The 25,732-nt window shown below is 31.0% G+C and carries 22 protein-coding genes and 4 tRNA genes; 20 read left to right on the forward strand and 6 right to left on the reverse strand.

The annotated features are described in order from the left end of the window. Positions 1–4: 4 nt before the first annotated feature. From CXP39_RS00780 to CXP39_RS00790, 3 genes are all read left to right on the forward strand, one after another. Positions 5–81, forward strand: a tRNA-Ile gene (locus tag CXP39_RS00780). A 300-nt stretch (positions 82–381) separates the two neighbouring features. Then, complete coding sequence (gene leuS / locus CXP39_RS00785) at positions 382–2,799, forward strand: leucine--tRNA ligase (protein WP_027048450.1); 2,418 nt, start codon at positions 382–384, stop codon at positions 2,797–2,799. A 102-nt stretch (positions 2,800–2,901) separates the two neighbouring features. Beyond that, a complete protein-coding gene (locus CXP39_RS00790; protein ID WP_027048451.1) occupies positions 2,902–4,449 on the forward strand; it encodes a hypothetical protein in 1,548 nt (515 codons plus the stop codon). 47 nt (positions 4,450–4,496) lie between these two features. Here CXP39_RS00790 and CXP39_RS00795 read toward each other — a convergent pair whose 3' ends face one another. Then, a complete protein-coding gene (locus CXP39_RS00795; RefSeq protein WP_027048452.1) occupies positions 4,497–5,165 on the reverse strand; it encodes a type III pantothenate kinase in 669 nt (222 codons plus the stop codon). 54 nt (positions 5,166–5,219) lie between these two features. Here CXP39_RS00795 and coaD point away from each other — a divergent pair, with 54 nt between their 5' ends. The 12 genes from coaD (at position 5,220) to CXP39_RS00860 (ending at position 17,387) form a co-directional block, all read left to right on the forward strand. Continuing rightward, on the forward strand, positions 5,220–5,642 hold the full coding sequence (gene coaD, locus CXP39_RS00800; RefSeq protein WP_036256476.1) for a pantetheine-phosphate adenylyltransferase: 423 nt from the start codon (positions 5,220–5,222) through the stop codon (positions 5,640–5,642). Between the two features lie 144 nt (positions 5,643–5,786). Next, positions 5,787–6,728 carry a DHH family phosphoesterase gene (locus CXP39_RS00805; RefSeq protein ID WP_027048454.1) on the forward strand — a complete coding sequence of 314 codons (942 nt, stop codon included), beginning with the start codon at positions 5,787–5,789 and terminating at the stop codon, positions 6,726–6,728. An 8-nt stretch (positions 6,729–6,736) separates the two neighbouring features. After that, entirely contained in the window at positions 6,737–9,214 is a 2,478-nt protein-coding gene (locus tag CXP39_RS00810; RefSeq protein WP_101305114.1) for a hypothetical protein, read from the forward strand. Next, positions 9,214–11,118, forward strand: a complete 1,905-nt coding sequence (locus tag CXP39_RS04065) for an ATP-binding cassette domain-containing protein (RefSeq protein ID WP_027048456.1) — start codon at positions 9,214–9,216, stop codon at positions 11,116–11,118. The genes CXP39_RS00810 and CXP39_RS04065 overlap by 1 nt, the downstream gene beginning before the upstream one ends. Further along, on the forward strand, positions 11,118–12,137 hold the full coding sequence (locus CXP39_RS00820; protein ID WP_027048457.1) for a carbohydrate ABC transporter permease: 1,020 nt from the start codon (positions 11,118–11,120) through the stop codon (positions 12,135–12,137). The genes CXP39_RS04065 and CXP39_RS00820 overlap by 1 nt, the downstream gene beginning before the upstream one ends. Before the next feature lie 10 nt (positions 12,138–12,147). Next, a complete protein-coding gene (locus CXP39_RS00825; RefSeq protein ID WP_027048458.1) occupies positions 12,148–13,608 on the forward strand; it encodes a carbohydrate ABC transporter permease in 1,461 nt (486 codons plus the stop codon). Between the two features lie 82 nt (positions 13,609–13,690). Continuing rightward, positions 13,691–13,766, forward strand: a tRNA-His gene (locus CXP39_RS00830). Positions 13,767–13,836: 70 nt separating this feature from the next. After that, positions 13,837–14,367, forward strand: a complete 531-nt coding sequence (locus CXP39_RS00835; RefSeq protein ID WP_027048459.1) for a hypothetical protein — start codon at positions 13,837–13,839, stop codon at positions 14,365–14,367. Positions 14,368–14,468: 101 nt separating this feature from the next. Then, positions 14,469–14,948, forward strand: a complete 480-nt coding sequence (locus CXP39_RS00840; protein WP_027048460.1) for a hypothetical protein — start codon at positions 14,469–14,471, stop codon at positions 14,946–14,948. 353 nt (positions 14,949–15,301) lie between these two features. Next, on the forward strand, positions 15,302–15,526 hold the full coding sequence (locus tag CXP39_RS00850) for an acyl carrier protein (RefSeq protein ID WP_027048462.1): 225 nt from the start codon (positions 15,302–15,304) through the stop codon (positions 15,524–15,526). A 1-nt stretch (position 15,527) separates the two neighbouring features. Next, positions 15,528–15,980, forward strand: coding sequence for a Fur family transcriptional regulator (locus tag CXP39_RS00855; RefSeq protein ID WP_027048463.1), 453 nt, complete (start codon positions 15,528–15,530; stop codon positions 15,978–15,980). Positions 15,981–16,004: 24 nt separating this feature from the next. Then, positions 16,005–17,387: a phosphatase PAP2 family protein gene (locus CXP39_RS00860; RefSeq protein WP_027048464.1), complete on the forward strand. Its 1,383-nt coding sequence runs from the start codon at positions 16,005–16,007 to the stop codon at positions 17,385–17,387. Positions 17,388–17,420: 33 nt separating this feature from the next. Here the strand turns inward: CXP39_RS00860 and CXP39_RS00865 are convergent, their stop codons facing one another. Beyond that, positions 17,421–18,155, reverse strand: coding sequence for an ABC transporter permease subunit (locus tag CXP39_RS00865; protein WP_051591893.1), 735 nt, complete (start codon positions 18,153–18,155; stop codon positions 17,421–17,423). Continuing rightward, a complete protein-coding gene (locus tag CXP39_RS00870; protein ID WP_027048465.1) occupies positions 18,148–19,035 on the reverse strand; it encodes an ABC transporter ATP-binding protein in 888 nt (295 codons plus the stop codon). The genes CXP39_RS00865 and CXP39_RS00870 overlap by 8 nt, the downstream gene beginning before the upstream one ends. Before the next feature lie 123 nt (positions 19,036–19,158). Here CXP39_RS00870 and CXP39_RS00875 point away from each other — a divergent pair. Then, positions 19,159–19,234, forward strand: a tRNA-Trp gene (locus tag CXP39_RS00875). A 43-nt stretch (positions 19,235–19,277) separates the two neighbouring features. Further along, positions 19,278–19,352, forward strand: a tRNA-Trp gene (locus CXP39_RS00880). A gap of 51 nt (positions 19,353–19,403) precedes the next feature. Here CXP39_RS00880 and CXP39_RS00885 read toward each other — a convergent pair. The 3 genes from CXP39_RS00885 to CXP39_RS00895 all read right to left on the reverse strand — a co-directional run bounded on the left by CXP39_RS00885 (position 19,404) and on the right by CXP39_RS00895 (position 22,664). After that, positions 19,404–20,831 (reverse strand): DEAD/DEAH box helicase, encoded by a 1,428-nt coding sequence (locus tag CXP39_RS00885; protein ID WP_051591894.1) that lies wholly within the window; start codon positions 20,829–20,831, stop codon positions 19,404–19,406. Between the two features lie 136 nt (positions 20,832–20,967). Further along, on the reverse strand, positions 20,968–21,816 hold the full coding sequence (locus tag CXP39_RS00890) for a DegV family protein (RefSeq protein ID WP_027048466.1): 849 nt from the start codon (positions 21,814–21,816) through the stop codon (positions 20,968–20,970). Positions 21,817–21,833: 17 nt separating this feature from the next. Further along, complete coding sequence (locus CXP39_RS00895; RefSeq protein WP_027048467.1) at positions 21,834–22,664, reverse strand: DegV family protein; 831 nt, start codon at positions 22,662–22,664, stop codon at positions 21,834–21,836. 84 nt (positions 22,665–22,748) lie between these two features. Here CXP39_RS00895 and ytpR point away from each other — a divergent pair, with 84 nt between their 5' ends. The 3 genes from ytpR to tyrS are packed head-to-tail and all read left to right on the forward strand — an operon-like array spanning position 22,749 to position 25,655. Next, complete coding sequence (gene ytpR, locus CXP39_RS00900; RefSeq protein ID WP_027048468.1) at positions 22,749–23,357, forward strand: YtpR family tRNA-binding protein; 609 nt, start codon at positions 22,749–22,751, stop codon at positions 23,355–23,357. Then, positions 23,341–24,399: a nicotinate phosphoribosyltransferase gene (locus CXP39_RS00905; RefSeq protein ID WP_027048469.1), complete on the forward strand. Its 1,059-nt coding sequence runs from the start codon at positions 23,341–23,343 to the stop codon at positions 24,397–24,399. The genes ytpR and CXP39_RS00905 overlap by 17 nt, the downstream gene beginning before the upstream one ends. Before the next feature lie 14 nt (positions 24,400–24,413). Continuing rightward, on the forward strand, positions 24,414–25,655 hold the full coding sequence (tyrS, locus tag CXP39_RS00910) for a tyrosine--tRNA ligase (RefSeq protein WP_027048470.1): 1,242 nt from the start codon (positions 24,414–24,416) through the stop codon (positions 25,653–25,655). Positions 25,656–25,732: the final 77 nt, after the last annotated feature.

Consider the following 25,732-nt stretch of genomic DNA (forward strand, 5'->3'; position numbering starts at 1 on the left):
TTTTCGGAATATAGCTCAGCTGGTTAGAGCACTCCGCTGATAACGGAGAGGTCGTTGGTTCAAGTCCAATTATTCCGACCATTTGAATATCTAAAAAAGCACTATTAGTTTAGTGCTTTTTTTATTTAAAAAGTCTAATTCTGTTTTTAAATTTTAATTTTTGCGAAACTATCTTTTATTAATAAACCGTAATTTTAATTCAACTTTTGGTCCAATATTTAAACTAGAGTTGATTTGCTATAGCAAGATATTTAAATACAATTAAACTACATAAAAGTTTTGCAAAAACTTTGAGTAAAAATGATAGTTTAAATATTTTTATTTTATATTCAGTTTTAAAAATAGTAAAATATTATTATAAACTTTTAAAGGAGTATTGAAATGGACTTTTCACATAGAGCAATAGAAAAAAAATGACAAAAATATTGAAAAGAACATAATGTTTATAAAACGACTAATGTAAACGAGCAAAAAGCATATATCTTGGATATGTTTCCATATCCATCAGGAGCGGGTTTACATGTTGGCCATGTAAAAGGTTATACGGCAACTGATGTTTTCGCACGTTTTCGTAGAATGCAAGGATGTGATGTACTGCACCCAATTGGATGAGATGCATTTGGACTGCCAGCTGAACAATACGCTTTGAAAACTGGAAATGATCCACGTGAATTTACGTTAAAAAATATTAATACTTTTAGAACTCAATTGCAAGCATTAGGTTTTTCGTATGATTATGATAAAGAGGTAAATACAGCTGATCCAAATTACTACAAAATAACACAGTGAATTTTTCAACAAATGTATAACAAGGGTCTAGCTGAATTGCGAGATGTTGAAGTGAATTGATGTCAAGAACTAGGAACTGTTTTGGCAAATGACGAAATTATTGAACTTAATGGAATTATGGTATCTGAACGTGGAGAATATCCGGTTGTCAAAAAAACTATGCGTCAATGAGTTTTAAAAATTACTGAGTATGCTAATAAATTATTAGCAGGTTTGGACAATTTGGAATGACCGCAATCTGTTAAAGATTTGCAAAAAAATTGAATTGGGAAATCTGAAGGAATGGAAATTAAATTTACAACTACAGCTAATCTTACTATTCCAGTATTTACAACTCGTGCAGACACTATTTATGGAGTTAGTTATATCGTTTTATCACCAGAACACGAGCTTGTGAGTAAAATAACAACAGTAAGCCAAAAACCTTTAGTTGATCTTTATATTCAAAAAACATTATCTAAAACTGAAATTGATCGTAAGGATGAAACTAAGCCCAAAACTGGTGTTTTTACTGGAACAATGGCCATAAATCCAATAACTGGTGAAGAGGTTCAAATTTGGATTGCTGATTATGTTTTAAAAGATTATGGAAATGGTGCAGTGATGGCCGTTCCAGCCCATGACACTAGAGATTGAGAATTTGCCAATAAATTTGGGCTTCCAGTTAAATATGTAATTGAACCAAAAGATATTACAAAACCTTTTGTTGGTGAAGGACTTCATATTAACTCAGGAATTTTAAATGGCTTAAATCGTCAGGATGCAATAAATAAAATTTCTGAATTAATAGTATCAAAAAATTTAGGGGTTAGAAGAGTTAATTATAAATTACGCGATTGACTATTTTCTCGTCAACGTTTTTATGGAGAACCATTCCCACTTGTATATACTAGTGATGGACAAATTGGGCTAATTGATAAATCGGAATTGCCAATAACTTTGCCAAAAACTGAATATATTAAACCCACTAAAACTGGTGAATCACCATTGGCAAATGTGCCTGAATGAATCAACACAACATTTAATAATCAACCAGCTGTGCGTGAATCAAATACCATGCCAAATTCAGCTGGACCCAGCTGATATTATTTAGCATATATCTTAACTGATAAGCCAGGCCAATTAATTGATATTGAAAGCGAAGAAGCTAAGAAACGCTTTGCCAAATGAATGCCAGTTGATTTATATATTGGTGGGCAAGAACATGCTGTTGGGCATTTATTATATGCTCGCTTTTGAAATCATGTTTTATATGATTTGGGAATTTTATCAACTCCTGAACCATTTAAGAACTTATTTAATCAAGGAATGATTTTGGGACCTGATAATCGCAAAATGTCAAAATCAAAGGGAAATGTTATTAATCCAGATGATGTCATAAGTTCTCATGGAGCAGATGCCTTAAGATTATATGAAATGTTTATGGGACCACTTGATGCATCGCTTCCATGAAGTTTTGACGGCTTGGACGCAGCACTTAAGTGATTAAATCGTGCTTATAGAATGATTAACAAAGTGAAATTTTCAAATACTAATAATGGAAATTTAGATTTTGTTTATAATGATGTTGTTAAAAAAGTTACTGAAATGGTTACTGATTTAAAATTTAATACTGCAATTTCACAATTAATGGTATTGGTAAATTATATTTACAAAGAAGCACAAGGAACAGTTTATAAACCTTACATCGAGGGATTTGTCAAAATGTTAGGTTTATTCGCTCCACACCTGGCTGAAGAATTATGAAATATTTTAGGACATACTTCAACGGTAACTTTGACAAATTGACCAACATATGATTCTAGCAAACTAGTTCTAAATACGACAACAGTTGCTTTTCAAGTTAATGGTAAACTGCGCGGATCAATTGAAGTTGCTAAAGGACTTTCAAAAACGCAATTATTAACCCTTGCCAAAGCTGATGCTAATGTCGCAAAGTTTATTGAAGGATTAACAATTGTTAAAGAAATTGTCATTCCTGATCGAATTGTTAACATAGTTGTTAAATAAAAAAACAAATATTTAGAAAAAATCTTATAAAACCTTTGTTTATAAGATTTTTTTTATTTGCTTTTGCTATAATAATTTAGTTAGAAAGGATATTGAAATATTATGAGAAAAATAACCAGAAATATGGTTTTATTATTTGTTGTTATTGTAATTTACTTCGGTTACGCAGGATGAATTGATGGCGCAGCCCTTTACAATATCGAGGGAGTTCAATGAGGAGGAGCTGGTTGAGCTGATAAATTGAAGTTGATTTTTGGAGAAGACATTAAATGAACTGAACTTACAGTTTCTCAATTGCGTAATATGCTAAGCGGAACTGAATATTCGTTGGCTGGATTCATGGCACCTAATTCTTTAATGAAATCATTATTGGATCCATTTAAATTAGTATTAGTGGGGGGAGTTTTTGCAATGTTAATTCCATTAACAAAACAAATTTTCTTCGGACAAATTACTGGTTTAAAAGAATATCTAAAAGCAAGACGTTCAAATGTCTTATTTAACTATCAGTCAGCAATCACATGAGCCACAGATTTAAATTCGAAATTGTCATTAGGAGACTATGAGCAAATTAAAGCTCACTATGCAGGATATTCAGGATTGAAATTCAAACCTCAATTTATGACAAATATGGTTGACGAAATTGGAGATTCATTAATTAAAGAAATGGATTTATCAATCTATGTTAAACCAAGTGAAGTTGTTATTAATTCATTAAAAGAAATGTATGAAAAAGAAAGAGCATTGGCAATCGTTGGAAGAGCTGATGAAATGTTCTTTGACTTTAAGCGTGGATATGAGTTTACATCAGTTGGTTCAAAATACAGTATTGCTTATTACAAAGCTTTACCAACAGATACTTCAACTAAAACAAAACTAGCATGAAAACTATTTAGTTTAGAAATGTTTAGATTTTATGTATTCATGTTGGCAGCAATTATTCCGACAATTATTATTTCAGGAATAGCTCTACCATTAATTGGAGGACTAGGAACTGGAGCAGCTGCAGAAATTGCTTCTCCGTTAGTCATATTTTTAACTTTTTTTGGATCAGCTATTATTTTACATGCATTGTTTACATTAACTAAAACAGCGTATAAGAATCTTAAAAAAGAAATCATGATTCCTGCAATCACATATTACTTTTTACTTATCTTAATTGCGATTTCATTAGCAGCTGGAATGGTAGGAATAAGACAAGTTGGGCAAATGGGGCATGGAGAAATTTGAGAACCAGGAACAACTGGAACTTTGATGTGACCATTCTTCTCAGCATTAGGATACTTTATTTTATCTTCATGCTTAGCAATGTATATTTTGTCAACACTTATGGATGCTCACCGCTCACCAGAAGGAATGACAAAAAAATTATTAGTTGACGGAATTGTTTTACCAGCTATTGCTTGAGTAATTGCAACTGGTTCAAACTTTACTGGTCTATTCTGACAAGGAAATTCACAGTCAACTGTTCAAGGAATTTTGGCTTCAATTAACTCAATTACTTTAGTTGGATTCTGAATTTATTTATCATTCTCAAACGTGTTGTTAAACAATATTGTTTTACCATCAGCACGTAAGAAATTAGCTTTACAAGCTGAACTTGCTGAACAAGGTCAAGAAGCAAAAGCTAAAAAAGATGCACAAACATAATATTTGTAAATATTTTATAGTCTAAAAAAACCGCTTCGCGGTTTTTTTTATAAATCTAATAGATATTGAAACCCTAAAACAATTTCATTATTAACATCAAAACAAGTTTCAACTTGATATATTTGCTGATATTTTTTAATGTCTTTGCTTAAACTATCTCAATACATTTTATAAATACCATTGTATAAAGCAGAATTAGTGTCAATACCGATTTCTTGAGTCGTGTGCGTAATTTCAGTAGTCGATATTTGAGTATCTTGCTGAAAATGATCTTTCAGATTATCTCAACCAGGATAAATATTTACTCCAATAAATTTTGAGTTTTTGACAACACTTAATGTGCAAGCAGTCCCGTTGTCAATTATTATAAAATTTTGATGGCCCTTACTAATTGCCCCAACAATCCCTAAAGCGATATCTGTTCCTAATTCATTAAGATCAATATCTGCAAAAACTGTTAACTTTTTTTTGTTTTTTAAAATTATTTCTCGAATATCATGACTTGGTTTTGGAAACGCATTAATGATTTTTTCACAATTGGGATTCAAAACTTTTGAATAGACGATTACATCAAAATCCAATTTTGCTAATTCAACAGCAATAGTTTTAATTTTTGCCGTAGGTTTTCTAAATATTAATTGAGCTTGTTTATTATAAACTTTAGTATAAGTATTGCCAATATCAATTAATATGTAGTTTTGTTGAATTATTTTCATAGTAACCTCTTTATAATATATTATATATAAATGCTAGAAGAGGAATAATTTATTATGAAGAAAATTATGTTTCCTGCAAGTTTTGATCCAATTCACCAAGGACACATTAAGCTGATTTCGCGAGCTTTAAAAGTTTTTGATCAAGTAGTAGTAGTAGTTACTAACAATTATAATAAAAGTCATGATCAACTAATTGACGAACGTTATCAACAAGTATGCGAAAAGCTAGCCAATTTTTCTAATGTGATTGTGATAAAAAATTCCGATCAGTTAACGGCTAAATTAGCTCAAAAGCTTAATATTATTTTTTTGCTAAGAGGAATTCGCAATACAACTGATTTGGACTATGAGTATCAATTAGCTAATGCCAACCAAATTTTGAACCCTGAACTTCAAACTATTTATTTCTTTGCTGATGAAAATGAGAAAGAGATCTCATCAACGCTTTTAAAAGAAATTAATTCATATCAAAAATAGAATTTTCTCTAACTAATAAAACCTAAAATATATATTTTTCCACTTTTCCACATTGGGCAGAAAAAAAATATTAATTTTTAAGTTTCTTTTTATTTTTTTTAAAATAATGTATATATAATTTATTTAAAGAAAGTCGGAGGTTATATGAATTTACTAACTCTAATTGAAGAAAAGATTAAAGAGTTTGAAACTATTATAATTCATAGACATATTTTACCTGATGGTGATGCATACGGATCACAGTTAGGTTTGAAGTACTTAATCCAAAAGAAATATCCAAATAAAAAAGTTTATGCTCAAGGAAATAACATTGAGTATTTGAATTTTATTGGAAAGATGGATGAGCCTGTAGAAGACGAGACATATAATAATGCTTTAGTCATTGTAACTGATTGTGCAAATGTTGAAAGAATTGACGATCAGCGTTTTGACCAAGGAAAATTTTTAATTAAAATTGATCATCATCCTGATGTTACTCCTTATGGGGATTTATCGTGAGTTGATACGTCATTCACAAGTGCTAGTGAAATGGTGGGATATTTAGCGATTCAAGCGAAGTGAGAAATTACTCAACAAGCAGCTAGAACAATTTATCATGGAATTTGCACTGATTCGGGACGCTTTTATTTTGAGGGAACAAGTTCAAGAACCTTTGAAGTTGCTGCCAGATTATTTGAAACAAAATTTGATTTTCAAGAATTATATAACACAATGTATTCGCAGACTTTTGAAGATTTAGCTGCAAAATCAGAGTTGATTAGTCAAGCTACCGTTAGTGAATATGGTGTAGGATATATTATTATTCAGGATCAATTTATTAAAAAATATAATTTTAAGTATGAAGATAGTGGAAAGTTTTCAAACCTATTAAAGGGAGTTGCTGGAATTGACATCTGAATTGTTTTTTCAATTCGCGAGGATGGTAAATATCGGGTAGAATTCCGAAGCAAAGATTTACAAATTAATAATATAGCAGCAAAATGAGGTGGCGGTGGTCACCGCTTGGCAGCAGGTGCTATCATTGACAATTTAGAGCAAGCAATGGAAATCATTGCCGATGCCAATGAATTAATTAAAGGAAATTAAGGGGTTATATGAAAAAAATATTAGCTGTATTATGAACTTTATCAGTTGGAACAACAACGACAATTAGTGTTGTTGCTTGTACACCAATTGAACCGAAAAACGTTATTGTTGAAATTGAGAACAACGTAGCCAAACCAACATCAGATATTTTCAAAGCTTGAGTAGCAGCTTCACAATCTTTTAATGAAATTTTAGCAAAAGGTGGAAAAACTAATGTTAAAGTGGAAGTTGTTGAAGCTCCTCAAGGTGATATTAAGAAAAAGATGTATTCAAATGAAGCATTACCAAATATATTTGTTTCTTATGCTGATGACGTAACTTTCTATGAAACTCAATTGGGAAATGAACGTGTAGTTGATATGCGTAAAATTCTTAATTGGGATGGCAAATGAATTGATGAGTTGCAAAAAAAGGCAGGAATAGATTCAAGCACAACTAATACGCAAAAGACAGCTGCCAGTGGTTCATCTCTAGATATTAAACAATATGAACAATTAAAAGAATATCGTAATAACGCAACTCAAGGAAACTCAGCTACTTATGGTAAAGGAATTAACGACATCTATGTAGATTTGGGTATTACTCCTGAAATCGTGGGAGCTGAAACGCTATTTAGTGAACAATACCGCCCTTTGACTTATTCATTCATATCAGAGGGAATGGGTCGTGATGGAAAGATGTATGTTGCCCCAACAGGGAAATCTCTTAATTATGGAATGGCTAATAAGCGTTTAATTGCTGAAATTGTTTATAAAGCAACTGATGGAGAACTTGATTTAACAAGTCCTGTTCAATATCCTTTGCTAAACAATACTGAAAATCCTGATGAATTATGAGTAACTAATGATCTAGTAACTGGGGAAGCCTTAATTCCTAAAATGGGAGAGGTATTTGGGCCAAATACAGAAGAGCAGTTGGCAGCAACTTCAATCGCGAATGAGTTAGTTCCTAATGTAATTGATCAATCAACTCAAAAAAGCATTAACTTATATAGTAATCAAAATATTAAAGAGCTAATTAAGAAGTGATTTGCTCCAGCTAAATCTATTAGAAATGATGATGGTCGTGTTGAGGGGATCACCAGTGGACAAAGCATTCAAAATATTTTTGCCGATGCGGATAAAACTTTAGTTTTATTAACCGCTTATCAAAATATTGGTGCCAAATTAGGATGAAACTTTTTTAACAGTGATAAAAATCAAGGAGCAAATGAGAGTACACTAGCAAATCCACATGGACAAATGTTTAGTTATTCAATTGACGATGCAGCTGGGTATTTTTATGGAAGTGACAGAAATACAAATGGAAATATTTTAGAGCTTCAAAGTGAAGATCCAAATGATAAGAAAACACTAGTATCATGATCTGCAGAAAATCCCGACGAAGCTTTGGATTTACATATTAATGATCAAACTGGAAAAGATTCAGTATCAAATGGATTAAACTTTTTTGAATATATGAATGCAGTTGCCAAATATAATGGTAAAGATGAACATTATGGGGGATTAAAAAATAAAGGCTATGGTTCTGATTATTTACAAAAAGGAACAATGCTCGCAACTTCAGGTTCAAGTGCAGGAGCTAAGTATGCTGTTAAAAATCGTGAATATCAAAAGATAAGCGAAAACAACTACAAAATAAAGTCTTTGAGTGATGCTTATCAAATTGTTGCAGATGATGTTATGCCAATTGCTAGTCCAGGTTTTTATAGAGAACCAGACGGGACAGAAGTTAAAGATCAAACTCGTCGTCAATTTGGATTGCAACAAGGCCCAGGAGCCGCAATGTTTAAATCATATGATCAAACAAAGCAAAATATATCAATTGCATTTCTTAACTACTTTACTAGCTCTAGAAACTTGTCAGAGTTTAGTCGTAAAGCAGGATATATTTCATCAGCCTATTATTCATATTATGAAAAAGCGGTTAATGAGTCTGATCAACCAAAATTGTTAACACCAGGAACAGCCAAAATCAGCTATGATAAAGACAAGGTTTTGGGAGACAGCGATGGGCAATATTACCAAAATTTTGAAGTTGCAATATTATCGCAAACTAAAAATGGAGACTATGTTGCAAAAACACCAATTAACGCTGACAAATACATAAAACAAATTGTTGATGGAATTATTCAAGCTGAGACAAATGAATCTGCGAATGAAATCTTAGAAGAGGCAAACTTGACTCAATTAGAAAAAGATATTCGTGGAGATCAAGGAATTCTTTATTCGCAAATTCCTTCCCCTTATGGAAATGGAATTAGATTTAACGTAATTCGTGATTTCGTTAATACATGATATAACACTCAAGTTTTCGCAGAACAAGAAAATAGAAATAAAGAAAATTCGATGACATGAGAGGCATTCATGTTTTGAGGAACAAATTCAAAGTATAACAAGTTTAAAACAACAGCTCGTGCTGTTAACCCAAGAACCAAAATCATTTATGAGTCAGAAATTAGAAAAAATAAAGGAGTGCAAAAGTAATGAGTATTAAATTACGAAATATATTGATTGATTATGGAAACTCGATTGCTGTAGAAGACTTAAGTTTATCTGTTAAAGAGGGAGAATTGGTATCACTTCTTGGACCATCTGGATGTGGAAAATCAACTACTTTAAATGCCGTAGCCGGGCTTTTACAAATTAGTAAGGGACAAATTTTGTTTGATGGAATTGATGTTACAAAACGTTCTCCCCAAAAACGAAATATTGGTTTGGTTTTTCAAAATTATGCTTTGTACCCACATTTATCGGTATTTCAAAACATTGCTTTTCCTTTATATCAAAATGGAAGCTTCAAACGTGAAATTGCTAAAAATAATGCATTAAGAAGTATTGAAATTAAAAGCATTAAAAATAATGGTAAGTCAGTTGCTAAAATTCAAGCTAGCCAAGAAATTAGAGCAGTTTTGAAAGCGTTTGTTAAATCATATGAAGCAAAATTTGATGCTATTGTAGAAGATTTCTTGTTAAAGTCTAAAACTATTAGTGATAAATACGCTTTAGCAATTTATGGTGACAAAGAGTTAAACGCCTTTCGATCACGTATTTTTATTAGTTGATATGATGGTTCAAGAGCCTTTATTGAAAAATCAAGAATAGAAATGCTTAACAATATTAAAACAATTTTAGATACTTCAGTTAGCATTTTTGAAGAGGTCGAAGCCGTTAAAAGTAAGGTTGCCAAAGTATTTAAATTTACAGTATCACAATTTAAAGAAGTTTTCGAAATTAGAAATATTGCTTCAGCTGAACGCCGTTACAAAGCAATTAGTGATGCAGTTAAGACTCACCGCAAAACTTTTTTTCAAGAAATCAAAGTTTCAGAACGTTTAGCAAAACTTGAAGGTCATCATGTTAATTGAAACGTTTCTTTAAAAGAACGTGATCAATTAATTAACGAGAGAGAAGAACAAAATCAACTTTGGCAGGCAGACTTTTTAAAAGAAGTTGAAAAATTGAGCGATGAAAAACCGGCTATTATTGCGAATCTCGAGCAAGAAATAATTGCGATTCTAGAAAAGTCAATTAACTCAAACGGTAATCAGGTAATTTCAAAAGAAGAATATGATCAGCTAATTGCGGAACAAACAAAAAATATTAAATCGTTTAGAAAAGAGGTTCGTTTAGCAGTTCATGAAGTTGCTGAAAAAGTTGAAATTACCAGTCAACTTAAAAAGAAACCTTCGGAACTTTCTGGAGGACAGCAACAACGTGTTGCAATTGCACGGGCAATTGTTAAAAAACCAAAAGTTTTACTATTAGATGAACCGTTATCAAATTTGGATGCTAAGTTAAGAGTGTCAACTCGTGAATGAATTAAAAAGTTTCAAAAAGAAACTAAGATTACGACAATATTTGTAACTCATGATCAAGAAGAGGCAATGAGTATTTCTGATAAAATTTTTATCATGAATAAAGGGGTTCTGCAACAAGGAGCGGCTCCAATGGAAGTTTATGAACAACCTGCCAATCGCTTTGTTGCCAATTTTATTGGAACACCATCAATGAATATTTTTGAAAATATTGAGATTAATAGTCAAGGAAATATTATATTTAATAGCCAAATAATTGGACAAGCAGATCAATTTAAAAGTCAAATAGTAACAATTGGTATTCGTCCTGAACATATTGAACTTGTAGGAACTAAATCAACACTTGAATATGCTAATCAAGAACCAATTAAGGCTAAAATTGATGTTGTTGAACGTTTAGGAAGATCTGATTATTTAAAAGTGCTAATTCAAAATCGTGAAGTAAGAGTTATTTATGATGCTAAAAATGTTGATAGCAATAATAATAATCAAGAAGTTGGATTAAATATTCTTAAAGGAAAAATTTATATTTTTGCTAATGAAGCAGAACAAGAATTGTTGGGGATTGTATAATGAATTCAACAGCGCAAGGAAATCCAAATGGTGTTAAATCGCCTGAAAAAAATGTGTTTAAATTAAAACACTGAGATAGTCAAACTAAAACGGTTAAGGCAGTCAAAAATAAGAAATCTGTAAAAAGAGATGACAACTTTTTCTTACAATTAATTTGAATTGCTCCAGCGTTCTTTTTCCTAATTATTTTTACATTCTATGCAGCATTTATTGTTTTCAAAAATGGATTTAATGGATCAGGAAGATTTTTGATTGAATGAGTTTTTTCGACTTTGAACTTTAGAGATTTATTTGAAGATCCAACATTTATAGTAGCTATGCGAAATTCATTAATTTATGTTATTGTAGTTGTACCAATTGGATTAATTATTTCAATTGGAGTAGCAAAAGCCTTATCTTCAGTTCTAAATAAACGTATATTTTCATTTTTACAAGGAGTATTCTTTTTACCATATGTAACTAGTGCAATGGCAATTGCAATGGCATTTGCATTTATGTTCAGTCCTTCTGAATATGGATTGTTTAATAGAATGCTATCAGTGTTTGGAATTAATGCGATTCACTGAACTCAAGACCCACGAGCAGGTATTTGAATGTTATTAATTTTTGGTATTTGACGTTCGCTGCCATTTAGTATTGTAATGTTAACTGCTGCATTTATGAGAGTTAACCCTCAATATTACTCAGCAGCATCAATTGATGGAATGAAAAAATGAAAACAATTTTGAAGAATTAGTATGCCAGGAATTATGTCAACGGTAATTTATCTTTCAACAATTGGAATTATTGGAGCCTTTAAAGCGATGCCATTGGGATTATTCTCAAGTGAATCAGGAGCTGAACTTGTAAAAGCACAGACAGTTGTTTTATGAATTTATGAAAAAACAACTGGCGCAAGTCAAGGAGCTGTTTCTCACCAACAGGCCGGTGCCGCATCAATTGTATTAATGGTAATTATTTTGGTGATAACAATAGTTTCTCGCCAAGCAACCAAGGTCTTATCAAAACGATATAAATAGGAGGAAAATAATGAAAACAAAAAAATCACTCATCAAAGTCCTTCTAGGAGTTTTAGTAGGATTTGCGCCAATCATATTATTGGTAATTAGCATTCCAAGTTATATTAGTAATCAGTCAATATTGGCATTAATTGTAATGATTATAGGAATTTTGTGATTGGGGATGTTTTTTGTATCTAAATCAATTAGGTTTAAAAATGCCAAAAATTTTAGTATTCATAATCATGATGAACTAAGCGAAGAGTATACTTTAGGCGAAGTTAATGCTAAATATGCTTTTTTAAAAGCAACCATTATTAATTTTTGAAATGAAAAAATGAGTAATGCTAATACAAGAGCTGAGAAACGCTTATTTCGTCATGAAAAATTCTTGGCATTAAATAGTAATGATCATGAATGACAAGCAGGTATTAGCGATGTAACAAACAATAAAATAATTCATATTCGTTACGGAGTTCGATTTGCAATACTAGCAAAAGCTCGTAAAATTAATGATTTTGCTAGAAATTTTGGTTTTAACCGCTATGTAAATAACAAGAGAATTTTTACGGCATCAATGGCTGGAGAAGTTTGATGACAAGCCCTAGGAATTAATACTATTAGAGGAATATTCTTAGCATTTATGGGAATCATTGTAATTTTTCCATTTTACTGAATGCTTTCAATTTCTTTTAGAACTTCAAATGAAATTCAAGAAGGAGTTACAGGAATCTTGCCGATTTGGCCAAAAGAGTGGTCAACACAAGCATATAACTTCTTATTCAATAACCCAAGTTCAAAAGTAGCAGTCGGGCAATATATTCGAAATTCATTTTTGATTGCTGGAATTTCAACAGTAACGCAAATTGTTGTTTCATTATTTGCTGGATATGGGTTATCCCAGTATAACACTCGTGGTAAAGAATGGTTAATTATTATCATGTTATCAACAATGATGTTACCTGGAGAGGCTCTGTTGATTGGACAATATATTTTTGCTACAAAAATTAATATGCAAAATACTATTTTTGCTTTATTTGTTCCATTTATTGGAAATGCGTTTACAATTTTCTTATTCAAAAATGCTTTTGATACTTTAAATGATTCAATCAAAAAAGCAGCAAAAGTTGATGGATTATCACGCTTCAAGTTTTTTTGAAAAGTAGCAATTCCTTTAGTGAGATCAACAATTTTTACAGCAGCCTTAATGTCATTTATCGGTTCATGAAATTCAGTTTTATGACCAACAATGGTTTTAAAATCAAATTCAGAATGAGTTACATTGCCAATGCTATTGTGACAAATAATGAATTCAACTGGAGATGTTAATGGAATTTGAAATACCTTCCCGGATGGTACAAAACTACAGGATCCTCAAAATTTAAAAATGGCAGGAGCAGTAGTGGCGATTTTACCAATGTTTATTATTTTCTTGTTTACTAAAAAATATCTGGTTCGCGGTATTACAAGAAACTCTGGTTCTAAGGAATAATCACCAAAACATCATAATGTTGTCTTGACTTTAAAGTAAATTTTTAAGATAATTACTTTGTTGTTAATTCAGCATTTACATGGCGCCGGTGGTGAAGTGGTTAACACACTAGGTTGTGGCTCTAGCATTCGCGGGTTCAATTCCCGTTCGGCGCCCCATTAAGAAACAAATAGTAGTCCTATATGGACTATTTTTTATTTTTTTCTAAACCTTTATGGAGGGGTAAAAGTGAGCAACTACTTTCAAAATTTATCTATTGAAGAATACTCAATTTCGAATCAGTCACCTTATGGTATTGATATAATTTTTGGCAACTACTTGTTTTTGAAAAGTAAGCAAAGTTATTTCAAAATTTTTTTGCAAGTTACACCAACAAAAAGACATAAACAAATTTTAAATTCGCTTCACTATCATTCAATTAAGAGCTTATCTTTAAAATTGTATAGTAAAGAGGAAGCTGAGCTTATAGAACTAAAATCACAAAACTCTTTAATTGCAAATTTTGAATTTCAAACTGAATTTTCTTGACCATTATTTGAATTTCATTGAGTACCAAGAAACCAAAATTTAACTCAAGCAAAGTTTCTATATACATTCAGTCATCTAAATAATTATCAAAATTATCAAAATCAAGGAATAATAAATTTGGTCTTCGAGCCAGTTATTATTAATAGTGTTCTGATAAATCAAGTATTACTTATGAAATATCAGCAATATAATTTTGAAAAAACAAATACCATTATTGCTCAAAAATATTAGATGTAAAAAGCAGCATACAGTTTTACAAATTAGTTCCAGAACGGCGTTATTATGAAATTGGGTTTATTAGCACGGATTATCAAATTTATCAGCAACAATGATTGTATAATTACCCCTTAATTAAAAATTTAGTTAATGTTATTGTTAAAAACTTGCATGAAACACAAATTCAAGTTAAAAATTTTAAGCTCTCAAGAACTAATGATTCACAAAGTTTGATTAAAAAATGAATTTTTAAGGTTTATCAAAAGCAGCGCATATTTTTGATAACCAATCATAATCAAATTGCATTACAAGGCCATAAACTTGTTAATGATGATCAAAAACCTAAGGGGATTATTTTTTTGAATAGTTCCGCTGCTCAATTTTTTACAATAACGCTTTTGCTAAATAATCAAGAGGTAATTATTTCTAGTGCAATAGAAAAAGCTAAGAAAGAATCAATTTTTTATGAAAAATTTGATTATGCAAATATGTCAAAGTTTGCATATCGATTTAATAATAATTTTTGAAAAAGTTTTTTGACAATTAAAACGGAAATAGCCTTTGCCGAGCTATTTAAAAAATATGAAGTCATCTAAAAAGGTTTGAAAAATTATTTTGATAAGTGCAATAGGCTTGTCGTCAATTACTTTAACAATTTTCAGTATTAAATATGCGGAGCTATTTGGCTCAGATTTGGCAGTGTCTTCTAAAAAACTTAAGCAGCCTTTGTTAAGCGAAAAAGAGTTATTAGGCGTGATAGATATAAACAATAATTTTAACTCTACAAAATTTAAGAGCTGATTTTTAAAAAAACTGAATTTAAAAATTACCGAACTGGATGTTTATTTTGCTAAAAAACAAATTGCTGTCTGTTTTAAATTTAAAAAAAACAAGTATAATTGATACTATAAATTATAAAAATTATAAATACATAGTAAGGTGATTAAACATGAATATTTACGAAGAAATTGTTAAAGAATTAAAAGCTAAGGGTGCAAAAGGTGCACTAACAAAAGAAACAAAGGTTGCTTCAATTGGGATTGATTCATTGGATTTAATGGATATGATAGTTACTTTGGAGGACCGTCTAGAAATTAGAGTTCCTGATGATAAATTAATGAATCTTGAGACAATTGGTGACTTAATTAATCTTGTCGAAGAATTAAAGCAATAGTATGAAGTTTTTAAAGCAGGAGCAAAAAAAGTACGAACAAATCGTTGATAAGTTAAAGACCAAAAACATTCGAATGACTGATATTCGTTTAGCGATTATTGCGATGCTAATTAAAGCTGAACATTTGACAACTCAAGAAATCATTAAAAATCTGGAATTAGAATTTGCTAATGTAAATGTAACAAGCGTTTACAATACTCTGGACTTGCTACTATCGCAGCATATACTTTTTGCAAATACTTTTAATGGCAAAAGTATATGGTATGAAATTGCATCTGAAAAATCAATTCATTTAAAATGTGATGAATGTGGCGATGTAATTCACATTAATCCGATGACTTCTGATAAATTTGACTTTAATGAGGTTGTTGAACTGGCGGAAAGCAAAGGTATTAAGTTAGATCATTTTAAGATTGAAGCTCATGGCATTTGTCAAAATTGTAGAAACAAATAGTTATAGAATAGAAAGCTCGAATAAATGATAAATTTCAAAAATTACAAATGAATCTTAGTTCCAGCAATTTTGTTGCTGGTTTTTGCTTCGATAGGTTTTGTAGTTTCAACTTTCTATGATTTAGAAGCTGCAGAATGATTGGGAAAAGGAATGCGCTATCAGACAATTAAATTTGTTGTCGTTTTTTATAGTTACATTGGAATGACAATTTGGTCAATTCCCCTATGCATTGCTGCATTCATATGATTGGAAACTTTTTATTCTTTCAAAAAAACCAAAAAAGATTCATGATTTAAAGCAAATAGCAAATCAATTTGATACGTTTATTTGCTATGATTTGTACTTTGAGCAGTAGCAAATATTCATTTATTATATAAGGCAAGATTTATTGATCAAGGTTGGGGAATTGGAATTAATGTAGATTATGTAACTACATGAGTTTATGGTTTTATTTCAAGAGTAATTGCGTTCATTTCTGAAGCAACAATTTATATGGGTGTTATCTACTTACTTAGATTTAAACTGGCAAAAAGCAATTTTTTGTACAATCGAGGATACTGAATTGATGGAGTCAAGGTTGTATCGTTTATAGTTATTTCTTACATCATATTGTTGTTCATAAAGCATAGTTTTGGTAGACCATATTATATGAATTTGAAATCAGTTTACGAAACGACAATTTTGCAAGAAGCTATTAATGAAGGAATTATTGATTTAAATAGTCCTGAGTCTCTTGCGAAATTCTATGAATCTCAATCCAAAAATTTATGAGGTAATGCTGAAGTCTATTTACCCTGATACGAAATTAATGGAAATTGATTTTATAATTTGAAGTTTTGAATTCCGGGACTTGCTAATATTGCAGATGCTCCTGGAGGGTGAAGGGATATAGATTTTCCTTCTGGACATACGTTAGCAATGTTTTGCTTCTTATCTAATATCTTTTATTTCGTAGGAAGAAATAAGCCCAAAGTGTCCAAATTGACTAAAACAGCTACTTATCTTTGAATTCCTCATTTACTAATTATGATGACCACATTATGTGTTGCTAGAAGCCACTGACTAACTGATGTCTTCTTTAGTTGTATGGTATCAATTCCCGGAATGTATTTAATTGCTTTTAAAGCTGAAAAAGTTTGTCTTAAAATTAATTTGCGTTGAGCTAATAAATGCAAGGAATCAGTAGGCGATGCAAATTTAGTTTTTAACAATAAAAGAGCATTCTTAGGAATTGAAAAATATGGAACTATTTGAAATTTGAAGTCTTTCAAATATAGTGCCAATTTTGACAATAAAGTGGACAAGCATATTAAAAAGATTAAAGTGCAAAAATCACAATTGACTATCTCACTAAATACTGATAATGATTTTGCCAAAAAGCAAATCAAAAGCTTAAGAAAAGAGTAAAAAAAATGAAATCAATTATTGATTTCATTTTTTTTATAAAGGAAGATCTCGTTTTTTAAAGATATATATTCCTGCGCCATATAGGAATACTGAAATTGCTAGTAAAGCGGCAATTTGAGGCAATCAGGTGTTGACACTACTAATATTAATCTTTTCAGGCTTAAACAAGGTTAATAATGAAAGATAATTCAAATATTCAATGTTTAGCTGAGGTATTGATGCCAACAAAGATAAAACTATAAATGCAGAAGGAATTCCTGCTCCAAAAATTAAAGAAAATGTTGCCTTATTAAAATAGCATGAAGCAAGTCATGAAATTCCTGCAAAAGAAAGCAAAAGAAGTGTTCAATTGATTGTCATTACTGTTCACAAATGAATTGGCATTGAAATATTGAATATTCCAATAAAAATGCACCCAATAACAAAATGAGTAAGTGTTCAGCAAATAACACTGCCGCTAAAAAAAATCATTTTAGTGGTCAAAATTTTTGTACGTGATAATGGTGTTGACAAATAATAAGCCATATCGCCTTTTTCGACCTCAACAGCAACTAATTTATTTCCTGTAACAACTATGTATACTAATGGCAAGTTGATTCCAAGAGAAGTCAAAAACCCTCCCAAAACATTTACAACAGAGTTACTTTCAGCAGAACTGCCTATAGTTTTTAAAAACAAAATAAAAATCAAAAGTGAGGCGCCCAAGGTAACACTTCATAAAATTCAGTTACTACTAATTGATTTTTTTAATAAATGTAAATTAAACATTAGATTCTCCTTCTGATTTATAAAATTTCATAAAATATTTTTCTAATGAAAAAGGAATTTCCGATACCATTTCAATTTTGAAATTAGCCAGTTTTTTAAAAAATTCTTTAACCTCTTCAGGTTTTACGTTGTAAATGTAGGTTAGTTTTTCTTTGTCGGTATAAAATTCGGATCATTGCATAAACTCATCACTACCATAAGTAATTTTATAATAGCGCTTATTTTTACTACGAAGCTCATGTAGATCAACGTGCGAAATAATTCGCCCGCTTTTAATAATTGCTACCTCGTCACAAGTTTTTTCAACTTCCTCAAAAATATGTGAACTCATTAAAATTGTTTGTCCATTAGCCTTTGCTCGCTGAATTGTATCCACAAACTTTTGCTGCATTAAAGGATCTAAACCAGCTGTTGGTTCATCAAGAATGACTATTTTAGGATTATGCATAAATGCGATTACCAGTCCGACTTTTTGCTTCATTCCTTTAGACATTTTTTTAATTTTTAAATTAGGATTAAATTCCCAATAGGCAATCAATTTTTCAACTTCAGCTCAATTTTTTTGATTTCGCAAATTGTATATTAGCTTAATAAATTTTCACCCTGTCATGTTATCAGGAAAAGATATTTCTCCGGGTAAATAACCGGTATCGTTTTGAACAAGCGCTGCCTGCGTTCAAGTGTCTAATCCATTTATAAGACTTTGACCCTTATTAGGTTTTATATATCCCATAAGAGTTCTAATTGTAGTTGATTTTCCAGCACCATTAGGTCCCAAATAACCAAAAATTCTACCCTCTTCTACTTCCAAGTCAATATCATAAATACCATAGCCATTTGAGTATATTTTTGTCAAATTTGCTACCTGAATAATTTTCATAATTACCTCCCGATTTATAAACAAAATTATACCTTATAAATAAAATAATATATATTCTTTTATTGTTTAATAATTCCTTTGAAAAATTTGCAATTTTGTTTATAATTATATAGGTAATTAAATAGGGGCATAGTTCAGTTGGCAGAACATCGGTCTTCAAAACCGAGTGTCGCGAGTTCGAGTCTTGCTGCCCCTGCCATTAAAAAATTATGTCGCACTTTTGGTGCGATTTTATTTCAAATAGGGACGTAGTTCAATGGTAGAACGTCGGTCTCCAAAACCGAGCGTTGAGGGTTCGATTCCTTTCGTCCCTGCCACATGATAATAAAAAAATCACTTGATATACACAAGTGATTTTTTTATTTTAGTTAGTTTCAGTTAACTCCAGAAGCTTTTCTGTTTTTTCCGTAAGTTGATTTCCCAGCTTTTTTAAATCCACTTGCACGTGAGTCTTTGTTGCGTTCTCTTAAAGAACCAAAGCCTGAATTAATGTCAGTATCACGCTTACGTGAATTACTAGAATTACTTGCTTTTCTTGCTCCAGGTTTTGATGCAGAATTATAGCTTCCATGACCACTTTTGGAACTACTATTGTTACGTGAATTAGAGCTTGAACGATTTCTTCCAAAGTTTGAATCACGTGATCCAAATGATTTTTCTGAACGTTGTGTTTTAGTTACGCCATATTCTTCATGGCCCATTTCATCAATCACAATTTTATAAGTTTTCTCTATGTCCTGAATTTGACGTAGAGTTCCTTGATTTGCAATAAAGGAAATAGAATTTCCAGTCTCATTGTTTCTCCCAGTTCTTCCGATACGGTGAACAAAATGTTCGTTTTCACGAGAAATATCATAGTTGATAACATAGTCAACACCAGAAATATCAATTCCACGTGCTACTACGTCAGTTGCAACTAATACTTGATATTCACTGTTTTTAAACATTTTAATTGACTTTGTTCTTTGTGATTGACGCTTATCTCCATTAATGACAATTGCTTTAACACCAATTGTTTTCAAATTACGAGCAATTTTGTCAGTTTGTGATTTTGTGTTGGTAAAGACAATTGCACGCTGAGGAGCATGTTTCTCAAAAACTTTCAAAATTAGTTCTTCTTTATCAATGCCTTTAGTAAAAATAAAGGTATTTGTAATATTGCTATTTACTTTTAGTTCATTATGAATTTCAACAAGCTCATAATTTTTCATATAGTTATTGGCAATTTGCATAACCTTAGGAGTATTTGTTGCTGAGAATAATCCAACTTGAACACCATCAGGCGCAGCTTTAAAAACAGCATCAATTTCATTTTTAAATCCCATTTTTAACATTTCATCTGCTTCATCAAGAATAATTGTTCTTAATTCGCTCAATTTTAGTGTTCCACGATTTAAGTGATCATTTACTCTTCCTGGAGTTCCAACAATAATTTGTGCGTCACGTAGACGGTTAATTTGATCGCGCATTTGTGCACCACCAATTAAAGGAGCTACACCAATTCCGTTGATTCTAGATGAGAATTTTCTCACTTGCTCTACAATTTGAAGAGCCAATTCTCTTGTTGGCGCTAAAATAATAACTTGAGGTCTTTTTAATTTAATAGTCAAGTTATGTAATATTGGCAAGACAAAAGCTGCTGTTTTTCCAGTTCCAGTACTTGATTTTCCAAAAAGATTTTGGTTGTTTAAAAATACTGGAATTGCTTTTTCTTGAATTTCTGTGGGTTGGTCAAATTTGTTAATTTCCAACGCTTTTAATATATGTTCGTTTAATTGTAATTCTTTAAATGTCATTTTGTTTCCTATCTCTGTATGTTATATGAGATAAAAAAAGCATTTATTTCACAACTACATTTACTTATTATATCATACAAGCAAAATTTGGTAAAACTTTTTATCTCAAACAAAAAAATAAAAAGCTATATTCCTTTTATTTTTTCATGATTGCGAAAGCAACAGATTCAATTCCAGCATGAACTGTATAAATTGAAGGAATTGTAGCTTCTGTAAATTTAATATCGCTATTATTTAAAGTCTCGCGAATATTTGTACAAGTTTTTTGACTTGTTAATGGTGTACTCATAAATACTAAGCGATATGTATCAGTGTAATCTCTTTTAATACGAGAAATCACTTTTTCTGTTAATCCTGAATAAGTACGTCCAATTGCTTCTTTTTCTGGCTTAGCTGCTCAGCGGATTAAAAGCTTTGTTTTAAAAATATTTAAAACTGTTGCAATAATACCAGTAGCACGACCGCCGCTTGCCAATTTTTTTAGATCTCCGGGAATAATTCCAACATAAGTTGAGTGCTTGTTTTCCTCAATGTAATTTATCATTTTTTGAGGAGTATCTAGCTCTCCAGAAATATTTTTCTCACTTAAATTAAGTGCCATTTCTGTAAGCGCCATTGCGGCAATATCATTATTATCATAAACTGTAACTTTACCTGTATATTTTTCATCACTAGCTGTCATGAATGCTGTTTGCAGCATTGATGATAAATTACCAGGAATTGGAATATGAATGATGTGTTCATACTTAGTTAGCATTTCATCGTATTTTATTTCCAATTCTCCAGGACTAGCTTGTGATGTTTTTAACATTTCTCCATTAGCAATACGGTTCATAACATCATTTTTTTCAATATTTTCCAAAGTATCTAACATATCAGTATTATTGGGAAAAGTGACATGTAGAGGAATTCATTCAATTTGAGTTCCCTCAATATCTTTGGGGTTGCTTGTAGCAGCGCTGTCAATTAAAATTCCTATTTTCATTTTTTGTATTTCCTTTTCTAATTTCTTCATCCCACTAACGCAACTGTTTCGCGTCCAGTGTGTGAACAAATAACGTTTGTAAGTTCACTATACAATCCTATAGTTAATCCTTCATCATGAATTAATTTAACAATTAAATCCAAATCTTCTTGATCAAAACGAGAGTAAGCAACATCAATAACTTTAATATTCTTACATTCTTTTTTAATTATATTCAGAGCATGTGCAATTGCTTTTTTGTATGTTCGAGCAGTATTTTCTTTATCAATTGAACCATTATATCTTAAGATTGGAATAATTTTTAACATTTTAGCTAAAGCAGCAGCAGTTGAAGATATACGACCACCACGCTTTAAAGTTTCAAGATTCTTTGGAATAATGAAGGTAGTAAATTTAGATGAGAGTTCTTTCACCAATTCTAAAATTTCAAACCCTGTTTTATTTTCTGCAATTCAAAATGCTATATGTCTAATAACTGTTTGCAGAATAATTGAAACTCCTTTTGTGTCACAAACAAAGATTTTACCTTTGTAAGCCTCTTCAGTTTCGCTTAGCATACGTGCTAAATTAAACTGCCCACTTAAACCGCTTGAGATTGGAGCAAAAATAACTTGATCATAATCAACTAGCAGTTTGTCCCACATTGCCATAATATCTCCTGGTGCTGATTGTGAGGTTTTTAAACTTTGACTATCTAATAATTTATAAAAGTCATCTTTATTTAAAGAATCATCATCATAAATCTGATTTCCGTCTTCTGGCGCAATCATTAATGGAATAATATACAGATCTTTAAAATCGGACGCTTTACCATCATAAGCAGAATCAGTTAAGATTGCTATTTTCATATGTTTCCCTCCCGGTATATATTTATTTAATTATATATAATTGGTATAATAAAAAGCAAATGATAAGGAGAATAAATTATTATTATGCAAAAGCTAAAATATGGTATTTATTATAATCAGCAATTTAATGCTTTAATGAGCAATTTTAATAATGACCGCTCAATCACTGAAATTGTTGAACTTGATAATTTGACAGTACTAAAACATGGGAACGAAATTGTAGCAATTAATATTTTTAATCCTGATTTAGATATTAAGCAAGGATTTGTTTCTGAAGATAAGCGAGTTTATTCTTATGTTCAAAAAGTAATTGAAAATTTAATTGCAGTGGAACAAGATGTTCAATTTAAAATTGGAAAAGTTTTAAGTTGTGAACTAATTCTGGGAACACATCTAAATTTATGTCAGGTCGACTTAGGAGCAGAAACTCTTCAAATTGTATGTGGAGCTGCGAATGTTCGTAATGATTTGTTAGTGGTCGTAGCTACTCCAGGAAGTTACTTACCAAATGGACTAAAAATTGGAGAAAATAAATTACATGGATTTGATTCATATGGAATGTTATGTAGTGCTCGTGAACTAGAAATTCCTTTCGGTATTTATAACAGCGAGGGAATTATAGAGTTAGACAATAAATTTGCAAATAAACTTGGAGAAAGTTTTTGAGGAATTCATTATGAATACAACAATTAAGTTTCAATTTGATCCCCGAGTAAAGGATGGTTTTTTCATTGCTGATTATTTTAAAAAAACAACGACAATTTTGGAAAAATATAAACCAGAGCAAATTGTAACAATGCAATTTTTTCAACGTAAAGAAAATACTATTTTATGTGGTATTGAAGAGTCGTTGGGATTGCTTAAATTTGCTTCGAAAAGTTTTGAAAATTTGGAAATATGATCTTTGAATGATGGTGATCTTGTTCAGCCATTGGAGCCTGTTTTAAAAATTAAGGGACGTTATCAAGATTTTGGTTGATTAGAAGGAATGATAGACGGCATTTTAGCTCGCAATAGTTCAGTTGCAACAAATTCTAGACAAATTGTTGAAGCGGCTAATGGGAAGATTTTGCTAAATATGTTAGATCGTGCGGATTCTTTTTGAACTTTGCCAAGCGATGGCTATGCTTCTTATATTGGCGGTTTTCGTCGCTTCGTATCTGAAGCAGCAGTTGAGTATATTAACGATGAAACAGTGGCTAAACCAAGCGGAACAATGCCCCACGCATTAATTCAGTCATTCGATGGTGACATTTTAGAAGCAACGAAAGCTTTTGCAACAACATTTCCAAATGTCAATTTAGTTTCGCTTGTTGACTACAACAATGATTGTGTAAATGATGCTCTCAAAGTGGCTAATTATTTTAATAAGAAATTGTGAGCTGTACGTTTGGATACAGCTGGAAATTTAATTGATAAGACAGTACAGAAATGTAAAGAAAGTTATCGTGGTTATAGCCTTAATGGCGTAAGTATTCCACTTGTAAAGGAAGTTCGTAAAGCTTTAGATGCTGCAGGGCATCAACATGTGAAAATCATTGTTTCGTCAGGTTTTAACGCTGAAAAGATTGCATACTTTGAAAGCGAAAATGCAGCAGTTGATATTTATGGAATGGGTGATTCACTTGCTAAGGTAACAATTGGTTTTACAGGTGATGCAGTTTTGATTAATGGCAAAAAAGAGTCAAAATTTGGTCGTGAAAATAAAGAATCAAAACGATTAATAAAAAGATAAGAGGAGTATATTTTATGAATATAATTAGCGAATTAAATTGAAGAGGCTTAGCTAAGCAAATTACTAATGAAAGTAAACTATTGGAGGCACAAAAAGGAAGTAAAGCAGTTTATTGTGGTTTTGATCCTACTGCAAGTTCATTGCATGTTGGGCATTTAATGATGATTGTAACACTACAGCGTTTTGGAAAAGCTGGATTTAAACCTATTGCTTTAATTGGTGGAGGAACTGGAATGATTGGTGATCCATCATTTAAATCTGATGAACGAGTATTGCAAACAAATGAACAAGTATTGACAAATGTTAAGGCGATTGAAAAACAATTGCGTGCAATTATTCCTAATGTCACTTTTGCTAACAATGCAGATTGATTAAATAAAATGTCCTTAATTGATTTTTTACGTGATGTTGGAAAAGATTTCACTTTAAGCTATTTGCTTGCAAAAGAATCAATTGCCACTAGAATTCAAACAGGGCTGTCAATTACGGAATTTTCATATACAATGCTTCAGGCATATGATTTTTGACATTTGTATTCAAATATGGATTGCAAAGTTCAAATTGGAGGTTCTGATCAATGAGGAAATATTACATCAGGAACTGATTATATTAATTCTAAAGTTGGAAGAGACAATTCACAAGCCGCAGGATTCACTATTCCTCTTTTAGTCAAATCAGATGGTAAAAAATTTGGCAAAACTGAATCTGGGGCAGTTTGATTGGATGCTACGAAAACAAGCGAATATGAATTTTATCAGTTTTGAATAAATCAAGATGATGCAGATTGTGAACGTATGATGAAATATTTGACATTCTTATCATCTGAAGAAATTGTTAATTTACAAACTCAACATAACCAAGCACCAACTCAACGCATTATGCAAAAACAATTGGCCAGTGAGATTACTCGCTTCGTTCATCAACAAGATGGGTTAGATAAGGCAATTAAACTAACTGAAGCTTTTTTCCAAGGTAATATTACTAATTTAGATAAAAGCTTATTAAAAGATGCCTTATTGGCAATTCCATCAACAACTTTGAAAGCTGAAACAGCAATTATTGATGCAATTGTAGCATCAAAATGTGCAAGTTCTAAACGTGAAGCACGTGAATTCATGAAATCTAATGCGATTACCTTTAACGATATTATTGTAAACGACGAAAATTTAAAATTAAGTGCAATTCCATTATTGGAAAATGAGTTTATTTTAATTAAGCGTGGAAAACGTAAATATTTTGGAATTAAAATCTCTTAATGAATAAGTGGAAATTTATTATTTTTGGAATTTATTCTAAAAGTATAGACTTTTTTTGGAAAAATTTTATAATATAA

Origin of the sequence: Mesoplasma syrphidae, assembly GCF_002843565.1 — a bacterium.
Classification (GTDB): domain Bacteria; phylum Bacillota_I; class Bacilli_A; order Mycoplasmatales; family Mycoplasmataceae; genus Tullyiplasma; species Tullyiplasma syrphidae.